This window comes from Clostridium aquiflavi (assembly GCF_031344075.1).
In the GTDB taxonomy this organism is placed as follows: domain Bacteria; phylum Bacillota; class Clostridia; order Clostridiales; family Clostridiaceae; genus Clostridium; species Clostridium aquiflavi.
In genome coordinates this window covers 34,315-47,025 of the sequence record NZ_JAVJAN010000014.1, presented here as the reverse complement: position 1 = coordinate 47,025, position 12,711 = coordinate 34,315, and the positions used below count along the sequence as shown (strand labels likewise).

9 protein-coding genes and 1 riboswitch are annotated in these 12,711 nt (G+C 29.4%); of the genes, 8 read left to right on the top strand and 1 reads right to left on the bottom strand.

All coding sequences use genetic code 11. The features are described from left to right. Entirely contained in the window at positions 1-1,164 is a 1,164-nt protein-coding gene (locus RGC78_RS06640; RefSeq protein WP_252226438.1) for a VWA domain-containing protein, read from the top strand. A 136-nt stretch (positions 1,165-1,300) separates the two neighbouring features. On the opposite strand, the gene RGC78_RS06635 is transcribed toward RGC78_RS06640, so the two are convergent. Next, positions 1,301-2,515, bottom strand: a complete 1,215-nt coding sequence (locus tag RGC78_RS06635) for a DUF6348 family protein (protein ID WP_252226440.1) — start codon at positions 2,513-2,515, stop codon at positions 1,301-1,303. Between the two features lie 348 nt (positions 2,516-2,863). Between RGC78_RS06635 and RGC78_RS06630 the strand changes: the two genes are divergently transcribed. From RGC78_RS06630 to RGC78_RS06600, 7 genes are all read left to right on the top strand, one after another. Continuing rightward, the gene (locus RGC78_RS06630; protein ID WP_252226442.1) at positions 2,864-3,748 is read left to right on the top strand and encodes an MBL fold metallo-hydrolase; all 885 of its coding nucleotides are present in this window, start codon (positions 2,864-2,866) and stop codon (positions 3,746-3,748) included. 206 nt (positions 3,749-3,954) lie between these two features. Then, positions 3,955-4,054: riboswitch (purine riboswitch) on the top strand. A 95-nt stretch (positions 4,055-4,149) separates the two neighbouring features. Further along, the gene (locus RGC78_RS06625) at positions 4,150-5,553 is read left to right on the top strand and encodes an NCS2 family permease (protein ID WP_252226444.1); all 1,404 of its coding nucleotides are present in this window, start codon (positions 4,150-4,152) and stop codon (positions 5,551-5,553) included. Positions 5,554-5,807: 254 nt separating this feature from the next. Beyond that, entirely contained in the window at positions 5,808-6,227 is a 420-nt protein-coding gene (locus RGC78_RS06620) for a YjdF family protein (RefSeq protein ID WP_252226446.1), read from the top strand. Between the two features lie 22 nt (positions 6,228-6,249). Continuing rightward, positions 6,250-6,858, top strand: coding sequence for a methyltransferase (locus RGC78_RS06615; protein WP_252226448.1), 609 nt, complete (start codon positions 6,250-6,252; stop codon positions 6,856-6,858). A 517-nt stretch (positions 6,859-7,375) separates the two neighbouring features. After that, positions 7,376-8,704 carry a uracil-xanthine permease family protein gene (locus tag RGC78_RS06610; RefSeq protein ID WP_252214322.1) on the top strand — a complete coding sequence of 443 codons (1,329 nt, stop codon included), beginning with the start codon at positions 7,376-7,378 and terminating at the stop codon, positions 8,702-8,704. Positions 8,705-9,199: 495 nt separating this feature from the next. After that, positions 9,200-9,871 carry a hydrogenase nickel incorporation protein HypB gene (gene hypB / locus RGC78_RS06605; RefSeq protein ID WP_252226450.1) on the top strand — a complete coding sequence of 224 codons (672 nt, stop codon included), beginning with the start codon at positions 9,200-9,202 and terminating at the stop codon, positions 9,869-9,871. 140 nt (positions 9,872-10,011) lie between these two features. Beyond that, positions 10,012-12,702: an FAD-dependent oxidoreductase gene (locus RGC78_RS06600; protein WP_252214318.1), complete on the top strand. Its 2,691-nt coding sequence runs from the start codon at positions 10,012-10,014 to the stop codon at positions 12,700-12,702. Positions 12,703-12,711 lie beyond the last annotated feature (9 nt).

The following is a 12,711-nucleotide window of genomic DNA, read 5'->3' as shown; positions in this document are numbered from 1 at the left end:
TTGGAGAAAACTGAAAATATAAAAAAGTGGAGAATGGTTCTTGGAAAAGAAAGTGAGGAATCATTTAAAAGCATAGTTGGAGATAAAGGAATTATAGCACTTGATAAAGAAGAACTCCTAATGGCTAATGCATTAGATGCCATTTATGACAACAGCAATCATGAACTTGAGAAATATGGCGGTGCAGGTAACGGGTTTTCTGCTCCTAAGATTTCAAAATGGCTTGGAGACATAAGAAAAATATTTGACAAGGATATAGTTAAGGTAATTCAAAATGATGCAATAGAAAGAAAAGGAATGAAACAACTTTTGCTTGAACCAGAAGTATTAAATGGAATGGCACCAGATATAAATCTTGCTTGCACATTATTAACACTCAAAAACCAGGTTCCAGAACGTTCAAAAGAAAGTGTACGTCAGTATATACAAAATATTGTAGAGGATATAAATAAAAGAATAAATAATGATGTGCAGAAAGCAGTTCTTGCAGCACTAAACAAAAAGAATCATGTTTCAAGAGGAACAGCATCAAGTCTTGATTTTAACTATACAATAAGAAGGAATTTAAAAAATTTCAATAAAGATTTAAATAAAATAATACCTGAAAAAATGTATTTTTTTGAGCATATGAATAAAGCAAATGGATGGAATATAATACTTGATATTGATCAGAGTGGATCAATGGGAGAATCAATTTTATATTCAACAGTAATGGGATGTATTCTTGCAAAAATGTCATCTGTAAGTACAAGGGTTGTTGCATTTGATACAAGTATTGTTGACCTTACTGAAAAATATGATGATCCTGTTGATATGCTTTTTGGAATACAGCTTGGTGGAGGTACTGATATACATAAATCAGTAGTTTATTGTGAGCAGTTTATAAGAGATCCAAAGAAAACACTTTTATTTCTCATATCAGATCTTGAAGAGTGGGGTAATCAGGGTGCACTAATAAATAAGATAAAATATCTTAAAGAAAGTGGAGTAACTGTTGTGTGTCTTCTTGCAATAAGTGATAATGGAGAACCATATTACAATAAGGATCTTGCAAATAAGTTTGCTAAGTTTGGAGTACCGAGTTTTGCATGTTCACCCAATTTTCTTCCAGAATTACTTGAAAAAGCATTAAAGGGTGAAGAGATAAGGATAGATAAAAAATAATTTTATGTTGGAACATTTTAATTTCTTGTAAGCAAGTTATATATATTAAGGTAATTAAATAAAAGCAGCAGATAGTTTTGATTTGACATGAAACTATCTGCTGTTTGAGGTTGTACAGGAATTTACAATAAATAAGTTATGAAATAATGTAATCTTCACAAATATTAAAAGATAAAGGACACATAAGTAAATCTTCTATTTTACTTCCATCATTAAGAGCTTTGTTTATAGCGTTAAATGAAGCACTGCAGGTTACAATATTTCTAAATTCATCATTATTAAAACAACCTCTTCTTATTTGATTATCAATAGTTTGATATATCCAGTTATAAGAAGTAAGCTGATCTTTAAATAAAGTAACATTTTCGATGCTACTACATAGTGTCATATTCTCAGCATATTGTACTTCAGGAAAGATAAATTTACAGAATATCTCTGGAATAAAGTTAAATAAGTCACATGCTAAAGATGGATCATTACACATTTTTATGAACTGATAATATAAATTTTCATATTTTTCGTTTGTATCACATAATTTAAACAAATCTAATGCTTTTAGTGTATTGTGAATGACTTGTTCTTTGCTGAATTTGTATTGAGTGTAGGTTTCCTTAGCTTGTATCAAAACAAAGAATTGCTTTTCTGAATATAAAGTAGTTTCTACATCCCATTCTTCTGCAATTTTATTTAATATTTTAGTAATGTTGTTACTTACTATTCCATTTATTCGACATTCACAGTTAACTGAATTAGCAGTTTTGCTAAGATATATTTTTACCCAGTATACTGGTTTGATGCCTAATCTATTTTTTATTTCATTATTAATAACTTCCCAATAATCTATAGGATTTTGTTGAACTTTCTTTTTACCTTGAGATGATATGCAGCTTTTATATAGTTTGAATTTACTTATCTTTTTGTTAAATTTACTTTCAAAGTCTTGTCCATATTCATCCTTTAAAGCATGTGTTATACCACATAAAGCAGAAAAACAGAAGCTGGCAGTTGCCTGTTGTAATGCTATATCTGTAGTATTTCCAACACCTGCTGATGATTCAACAAACTCTTCATTAAATAAATTATGTTTTAACACAAATATAACTTGTGCCATATTTTCAGTAGCTTGAGGAACATGTACTTCTATTTTTAACTTTATATCTGTTATAAATAATGAATTAGATTCTAGTACACTATTTTCAACAGAATTAATCAGTATATTAAGTACTTTTTCTTCATTTGTTAAATCAGAATTATTTAAAGCATTTTCATTTTCTTGAGTATTATAAAAATTATTTGAATCCATATGATTTTTGTCTTTTTTTCCTTTGAATAAGTTGCGTATAAAACCCATTAAATAATCTCCTTTTGTATTTAGTTACAATTTCAATAATATATTTACAGATACTTATTATTCCAATAAAAGTATAAAATAACTTATATGGATTAGTCAACTTAAATAGTAATATCAAAGGATTTAATATTACTATTTAAGAAAATTGAAAAAATCTATTTTCTATGGATATTATTATCGTTGAAATAACTAATACTAATATTGCTTTTTTTTAACTCTATTTAATGCTATGATCTTCATTAGTTCCTTTTAAACAATGCTATAAACGATTTTGTAATTGAGCTTATCATATATATGTAATTATGATAGTAATGTAAAAAAGACAAGGATATAGAAGGAGGAAATAAGATGTTTAATAAATTAACAGATAGAGTTTATTATATGGATTTTGAACAAGAAGGGGATAGACCAGTTTTAGGATTAGTAGTAGGAGATTCGTATTCATTAGTGATTGATGGTGGTAACTCAAAAGATCATGCAGAAAAGTTTTTGAATTATGTACAGGAATTAGATATACCAAAGGTTAAATATTTAGTTTTAACTCACTGGCATTGGGATCATGTTTTGGGAATGAAAACTATGAATTTAATTAATATAGTACATAAAAAGTCTAATGAAAAATTAGAATGGATGAAAGGATTAGAATGGACTGATAAGGCTATTAGGGAGAGAGTAGAAAATGGACAAGAAATAGAATTTTGTGAACAACATATAAAAATAGAGCATCCAAATAATGATAGAAATATAGAAGTAGCAAATGCAGATATTATATTTGATGGAAACATAGGGATAGATTTAGGGGGAGTAACAGTAATGGTAGAATATATAAATGCTGACCATTCAAAAGATTGCTGCTTAGTAAATGTAGTAGAAGAAAAGGTAACATTTATGGGAGATGCGATGTATTTAGATATGTATAATGGGCCATGGAGTTATTCAAGAGAAAAGCTATATCCACTTTTAGATAAGCTTATTTCTTATGGATCGAAATATTATATACCATCTCATCATTCTAAATATACCAATGAAGAGTTTAAGGTTTTCATAAGATATATAAAGGAAATCGGAGATTTGGTAGGGGAATCTACTGATTTAGAAAAGACTATATCAAAAATAAATAAGGTTAGAGATGAAGAACTATCAGAATGTAATATGGAAGATATAAATGTATTTATAGAAGGAAATAAGAAAACTGGTGAAGTTAAGGAAAAACCTACAGCGGATTTATATTAAAGAAAATTATAAAGATAGAAAATAATTATTTAATAGGATTAGTGAATATCATGTAATAGACCAGTAGTATAAACAAATAAAGTAGAATTGTAGCCACCAGTGAATTTATCTATATTCAATGGTGGTTTTTCATTTAAAATGAAATCTAAATTTGTTGAATCGTGGGAAATAATACCGTTGCATTTAGAAAATTCTCTGTTATAATAAATTTATAATTTAATGATATCCATATAATTTTTGCAATTGGGCAAAGAGTTTCTACAAGAAGCCGTAAACTTCTTAGCTATGGGTTAATCCGTTTTTGCTATACAATATTCTATATAAAATTAGAAGCTGTAGCTACCATTGGATTTACCTATATCCAATGGTAGCTTTTTTATATTTATTTTTAGGAGGAGAGTATGAATAATAAAGGAATTCTCGAAAAATTATTTAAGTTAAAGGAAAATGGCACAACAACTAAAACAGAAATTTTAGCTGGAATAACAAGTTTTATAACTATAGCCTACGCCATATTAGTTATTCCAAATATTCTTAAGGAAGCTGGTATGAATTCTCAAGGAGCCTTAGGAGATGCAGCTAATAATTTAAGTATAATAAATGACCCTGTAGTAGGTGCTATATTTACAGCTACTTGTGTTATTTTTACAATAACTACATTATTTATGGGGTTATATTCTAACCTTCCATATGTGCTAGGACCAGGTATGGGACTTGTAGCGTTCTTCACTTATGGAGTATGTTTAACCATGGGATTTACCTGGCAACAAGCGGTGGCAGCTGTATTTATATCAGGTATTGTATTCATAATATGTACAGTAACATCTTTAAGACAGTTAATAGTAAATTCCTTGCCTCAAAATTTAAAAATCGCAATGACTTCCGGTATAGGACTATTCATAGCTTTAATAGGACTTAAAAATGGGGGAATAGTAATAGCAAATCCAGGAACTTTAATGCAATTTGGAGACTTTACTCAAAAGGGAATTTTACTTACTATTATAGGAATTTTCATAATGGTAATTTTAATGGTAAAAAATATTAAGGGGTATATGATTATAGGCATAGCTGCAACTACCCTTATTGGAATTCCTATGGGTATAACAAATTTAGCTAATGTAAAAATATTCTCACTTCCTCCATCTTTGGCACCAACATTTATGAAGATGGACTTTAGTGGTCTTGTATCTCATAATGGGGCTGGGGCTGTAGGAGCAATAACAGCTGTGGTAATGGTTATTTTAACATTTTCATTAGTGGATATGTTTGATACTATAGGAACTTTGGTAGGTACTTCGCAGAAGGCAAATATGATAGATGAAAATGGAACACCTAAAAATATGAATAAAGCTCTTATAGTAGATTCCTTTTCAACCACTCTTAGTGCATGTTTTGGACTTCCTACTATCTCAGTGTATATTGAATCAACTGCTGGAATTGCAGAGGGAGGGAGGTCAGGTTTAACAGCTGTAGTGGTAAGTATATTTACAGCTTTAACTTTATTCTTTTCTGGTTTAGTTGGGATAATACCTGCACAAGCTACTGCACCAGTTTTAATTCTTATAGGTATTTTAATGATTCAAACAATAACAAAGGTTGATTTTTCAACACTAGATGAAGCTATACCAGCTTTCTTTACTATAGTTATGATGCCTTTTAGTTACTCAATAGCTAATGGAATAGCTTGGGGTATAATTACTTATCCAATAGTTAAGTTGGTTGCAGGTAAAAGAAAAGAGGTTCATCCTCTTATGTATATCTTAGCAGCACTATTTGTTTTAAGATATATTTTAATACCACAATAGAAAAATTGTTATAAAAGAATCAAGTAGAAATAAATTGGTACATATAGAATATATACTTATAAAAAAGTGTCTTTAGTCAAAGTTATTTATTATATAAAATGTTTATCATTTTATATAAATTAGGTATAATATTAAATGAGAGATAAAAACACAGTTCTGTTGGTAGTCAGAACCTATATAAATATATAGCAGTAACCTGCCCTCCTGGGTTGTCCATTCTCTTGAGAATTTTTTATTTTCAGGAGGAGAAATTTATGTTAACATCAGTTAAACTAACAGTTTTTTTCAACGAACCTTTTTGGATAGGAATTTTTGAAATTCAAGAAGGGGAATACTACAAAGTTAGTAAAATAATTTTTGGTGCAGAACCAAAGGATGCAGAAGTTTTTGAATTTGTATTAAACAATTATTACAAATTGAGTTTTATTAAACAGGAATTTGAAGAGAAAAAGTTTTTAATAAAGCGTGTGAATCCTAAGAGGGAACAACGACTAATAAAAAAACAGTTAGAAAACAAGGGGATTGGAACGAAAGCACAAATAGCCTTAAAAAAGCAACATGAAGCTAATAAGATAGAAGGTAGGAAGAGAAGCAAAGAAAAAAAGGAAGCAGAAGAAAGAAAACAGTATAAAATGAAGAAAGATAAACGCAAAGAAAAACATAAGGGACATTAGTCATTTAATAAGAGGATATTATATGGAAGAACAATATTATGAAAATATATTAAATATTAAAACAGCTGGAAAACAAGATTTAGAAGAGGCAACTATACATTATAATAGATATGAACCAACAGCCTATGAAGCTTTAAATAAATTATGTGAAGAATATAAATTAAATAATACGGATTCAGTAGTTGATTTCGGATGTGGAAAAGGCAGGCTTAATTTTTACTTAAATTATTTATTCAAATGTGAAGTTACTGGAATTGAAATGAGTAAATATTTTTATAAACAAGCTTTAAATAATAAAAAATGTTATTTAGAAAAGCATAACGGTGACGAAGGTAAGATTAAATTTGTTTGTACATTAGCAGAAAAATATCAGATTCAACCAGAAGATAATAAGTTTTATTTTTTTAATCCCTTTTCAATAGAAATTTTTATGAAGGTAATAGATAATATTATAGGTTCAGTATATAAAAATAAAAGAAATATAGAAATTATACTTTTTTATCCTTCAAATGATTATATATTTTTCTTAGAACAATATGCATTTTTTATGATAAAGAAAGAAATAAGATTAGATAATTTTAAAAATGATAGTAGAGATAGATTTTTAATATATAAGTTATCATATATATAAATATCTTTTAGAAAAAATATAGAACTAATTAAATTAATAATAGGTAGATTTATTTTACATAAATCTACCTATTATTGTATTTAGAATGCCAATAGTTATATTTGTGATTTCGGAGAGATCTTAGTGAGGATTAGAAAAAATAATATAGCATAAGTTGATAATGTCTAAAAACAATCTTTAATGATTTTATATTTGTTGTCAATTTATAATAAATTATGTATTGAGTTTTTAACAAATATTAGCACTTTCCAATTTAATTTATTAAAATGATAAATTAAATAACGTATAATAAGTGGAAATCAGGGGACTAAGAAAGAAAAAAGTTATCAAAATGAGAAAAAAGTTATCAAAGTGATAATTATTTAATTTTTTTTTGTATATAAAATGAATTTAATTATTATAAGCTTAAGTAATGGGTAAAAATAGTAAATTTAATTGGCATAAGTATTGCGTAATAATATTTATAAAAATCATTGTAAACGTATAACAAGGCTTTAGTACAAGGGGGAGTTTTTTTATGGGATTAAATGAGAAGTCTTTACTTTTTCAATTTGAAGGTAGACCAAATTTAAAAGAAATAGTTCCGTTAGGATTACAACATGTTGTAGCTATGATTATTGGGTGCGTTACTCCAGCTATAATAGTAGCAGGTGTATGTGGATTAAGCCCAGAAGATAAAATTCTACTTGTTCAATCATCATTATTTTTTGCAGGGATAGCAACTTTAATTCAACTTTTCCCTATATTTAGAGTAATTGGTTCTAAATTGCCTATAATTGTAGGAACAAGTTTTGCTTATGTACCAACATTAATAGCCATAGCTGATGAATTTAATATTGCAACAATTTTGGGAGCACAAGTAATTGGAGGAATAGTAGCTGTTATTTTTGGAATATTTGTTAAAAAGTTAATTAAATTATTTCCATTAATAGTAACAGGAACTGTTATATTCTCAATAGGTTTATCATTATATTCAGTTGCTATTAGATATATAGCTGGTGGATCTGGAAGTTCAACTTTTGGTTCACCTAAAAACTGGGGGATTGCACTTATAACTTTATGTGTAGTAATATTTTTAAATTATTTTACTAAAGGATCATTAAAGCTTGCATCTATATTAGTAGGAATTATTGTAGGTTATATTGTTGCTTTATGTTTTGGAATGGTTTCTTTTACAGATGTTCAAACAGCAGGGTGGATGCAAATACCTAAATTTATGCATTTTGGAATGAGCTTTAATGCTACAGCAATTATATCTATGGTTATAATGCATATTGTAAATTCTGTTCAAGCAATAGGTGATTTTTCAGCTACTACTGGGGGAGGAATGAATAGAGTTCCTACAGACAAAGAGCTTTCAGGTGGAATAATTGGTAATGGTATTAGTAGCATTGTTGGTGCATTTTTTGGCGGTATGCCTACTGCAACATTTAGTCAAAATGTTGGCATAGTAACCATGAACAAAGTTATAAATAGAAGCGTATTTGTATTTGCTTCAATAGTTATTATAATATCAGGAATAGTACCTAAATTTGCATCAATATTAACAAGTATTCCACAGTGTGTACTTGGAGGAGCTACACTATCAGTATTTGCAACTATTACAATGACTGGAATTAAGATGATTTCATCAATTAAACTTACAGCTAGAAATACTGCTATTGTAGGCTTATCAATTGCTTTAGGTGTAGGAATAGTTCAAGTTCCAGATGCATTAGCTTTATTCCCAGCTTGGTTTATATCAATTTTTGGGAAATCTTCAATAGTTGTAACTACATTAGTAGCTATAGCCTTAAATTTAATTTTACCAAAAGATGAGACAGACGTAATAAGCATTAATAAATAATAGAATATAAATAAAAAATTATAACGATAGCGAGAAAGAGCTAATGGAGCATATAGATATCTCGTCTCTACCATAAAATCCACAATAAATTAGTATTGTGGATTTTTGTATTAATCTTTGTAATTAGCAAGTATTAAGTTTAAGTCAAAAATTATATCATAACATATATTAATAGTTTCATATTATATTTAATATAAAAACACAGTGATTTTATATTTTGTTCAAGTATAGTATGAAAAAATCAAAGCAATTTATGAATACAGTTATAAGAATAAGAAAATTATGTGAAAAATATCAATCCTTATTATGGATTATATGATATAATTTTCCTAAAGGTAATGCTTTTTATTATTTAAATGTAAGGCTCTGTTTTAAATGCGTGTTGATATATGTAATAGGTAAAGTGGCATTTTACTCAGCCCACTTTGCTAAAACATAGCCAAATATAAAAAAATAAAAGGATGGAATTTAACAAAAATGGGGGTCGAGAATTATATGGATAAGTATAAAGTCATTGATATTAAGAAAAGTGTTTTTGAAGATAATGATAGACAAGCAGATTTGCTTAGAGAAGAATTAAAAAAAAGTAAAACTTTTTTATTAAATTTAATGTCCTCACCAGGTTCTGGCAAAACAACAACTGTTTTAAGAACTATTGAAGCTTTGAAAGATGAAATGAGAATAGGAATTTTAGAAGCAGATATTGATTCAGATGTAGATGCAAGTACTGTGTCTAAAACTGGTACTAAAGTAATACAATTGCATACAGGTGGTATGTGCCATTTGGATGCAGATATGACAAAACAAGGTCTATATGGACTAGGAACAGAAGAAATTGATTTTGCAATATTAGAAAATGTAGGAAATTTGGTATGCCCAGCAGAATTTGATACTGGTGCATCAAAAAATGCAATGATTTTAAGTGTACCAGAGGGGGATGATAAGCCTCTAAAATATCCTTTAATGTTTTCTATTGTTGATGTTTTATTAATAAATAAGATAGATGCAATAGATTATTTTGATTTTAATTTAGAAGCAGTTAAAGAGTATGCTACAAGATTGAACCCAAATATTAAGATAATTCCTATTTCTGCTAAAACTGGAGAAGGAATTGATACATGGACTGAATGGATACGTACTGGAGTTAAGACTTGGAACGAAAAATAATGTGATATAAATTTTAAGCTATATTTTAAAACCATGTTGATATTGTAGTATAAAGCTCATGGACAGAGGAATTTACTTTAAGAATACTAAAATATCAACAGGCGCTTAAAGCATAGCAAATTTTAAATGGGGGAATAGATATGGTAAAACAAAAAGTATTGGATTTTGCTAATCATATAAGTATGAAAAAAAGAGGTTCAAAAGCTGCAATTACACCAGAAGACCCAGAATATAAAATTTTAGAACCAGTTGTTACGGATGAAATGGCAGAAGTAGGACTTTGTCTTGAATTACGTAAAAAGAAGAGTGCTGAAGAAGTGGCTGCTTTGTGTGGTAAATCTGTAGAAGAAACAGCAAAGCTATTATTAGATTTAGCTTTTGCAGGTGCTTGCTTTGTAAATGAAATAGATGGGGTTGATAAATTTTGGTTTGATCTTTGGGTTCCAGGGCAAATGGAAATGATAGTTAACCACCCTAGTAGGGAAAGTATTGAAAATTATAAGCAAATTGCAGAGGCTTTTGAAGGGTATGGAAGAAAAAAAGCTTATATAACAGCAGGTGTTTTTTCAGTAGGAACAGGTCCTATGCGTGTTATTCCTATAGAAACAGCTATTCAAGGTGAGACTAGAAGAGCATCATATGAAGAAATTTCTAAATATCTTAATGAAAACACTGTTTTCTCTGTTTCAGATTGTTCTTGTCGTACATCAAGAGAAGCTATGGGAGAAGGATGCGGTCATTTAAAGGAAGATATGTGTATTCAACTTGGACATGCTGCGGAATATTATATACGCACAGGAAGAGGTAGAAAAATTACTCGTGAAGAAGCTTTTGAGATTATTAAAAGAGCTGAAGAAAACGGTTTAATGCATCAAATACCAAATGCAGATGGCCCAGGGCATACTCATGCTATATGTAACTGTTGTGGATGTTCATGTTACGCTACAAGAATTGCTGGAATGTTCCAAAATAATGATATGGTGCGTTCAAATTATGTTTCGAGAATAGATAAAGATAAATGTGTTGCTTGTGGAGAATGCGTTCAAGTTTGCCCAGTTAATGCATTGAAATTGGGTCAAAAATTATGTACTAAAACACCGATTGTTGAGAAGAAGAGAGAAGATTTTGCTCACAATACAGAGTGGGGTGATGACAAATGGAATGTTGATTATCGTATCAATAGAGAAAATGTTGTTGAGACTGGTACAAGTCCATGTAAAACAAATTGTCCAGCTCATATTTCTGTTCAAGGTTATATTAAGTTAGCGTCTCAAGGTAGATATAAAGAAGCACTTGAACTTATAAAACATGAAAATCCATTTCCAGCAGTATGTGGACGTATTTGCCCAAGAAAATGTGAATCTGATTGTACTAGAGGAGATATTGATGAGCCAGTTGCTATTGATGAAATTAAGAAATTTATTGCTGAACAAGATTTAAATATGGAAAATCGTTATGTGCCAAAATTAAGACATGAATATGGTAATAAAATTGCTATTGTTGGCGCTGGTCCGTCGGGTCTATCTTGTGCTTTTTACTTAGCACTTGATGGTTACAAGGTAACTGTATTTGAAAAGCAAAAAGCGCTTGGTGGTATGTTGACACTTGGAATTCCATCTTATAGATTAGAAAAAGATGTTATAAATGCAGAAATTGAAATTTTGAGAGAATTGGGAGTGGAATTTAAAGTTGGTGTTGAAGTTGGTAAAGATGTAAGTCTTAAATATTTAAGAGACCAAGGATACGAGGCATTCTATCTTGCAATCGGTGCTCAGACAGGTAGAAAACTTGGTGTTGAGGGCGAAGATTCAGAAGGTGTTATTACAGGTGTTGATTTTTTACGTAATGTAAATCTAGGCAATGAAGTAAAACTTGAAGGAAATGTAGTTGTAATTGGTGGTGGAAATGTTGCAATTGACGTTGCAAGGACAGCTACAAGAGTTGGTGCTTCAAAAGTTAATATGTTCTGTCTAGAAAGTAGAAAAGAAATGCCGGCACTTGATGAAGAAATTGAAGAAGCAATGGAAGAAGATATCGAGGTTAACAATTCTTGGGGTCCAAAAAGAATTATTAAAGAAAATGGAAAAGTTATAGGAATAGAATTCAAAAAATGTCTTTCAGTTTTCGATAAGAGTGGAAAATTTAGTCCTGTATTTGATGAAAATGAAACAAAGATTGTTAACACAAATCATGTTCTGATTTCAGTAGGTCAAGGAATAGATTGGGGCAATTTGCTAGAAAATAGTAAAGTAGAATTAAATCCAAACAGGACAATTAAAGCAGATTCATTTACTTTACAAACAAAAGAACCAGATGTATTTGCAGGTGGAGATGCTTTGACTGGCCCTAAATTTGCTATAGATGCTATTGCTTTAGGTAAAGAAGGTGCAATATCAATTCACCGTTATGTTCATCCTGGACAAAGCTTAGTTTATGGACGTGATAGAAGAGTGTATCATGCATTGGATAAAGAAAACTTAACTTTAGAAGGTTATGATCATATTAAGAGACAAAAAATAGATCATATAGAAGGAGCTAAATCAAAAGAAACATTTAGAGATTTACGTCCTACATTTACAGAAGAGCAAGTGAAGAAGGAAACAGAACGTTGTCTTGGTTGTGGAGCTACAACTGTAGATGAATATCAATGTATAGGTTGTGGTGCATGTACAACTAGATGTAAATTTGATGCTATTACACTTTACAGAAAATATGATGCACAAAGCGTAACACTTAAAGAGCTTAAACCTAAAGTTATTAAAAATGTAATTAAGCGTAAATTAGTAATTAAAGCTAGAAGAATTAAAAAGAGTCTCAAAAGAAATTCTTAATTAGAAAAA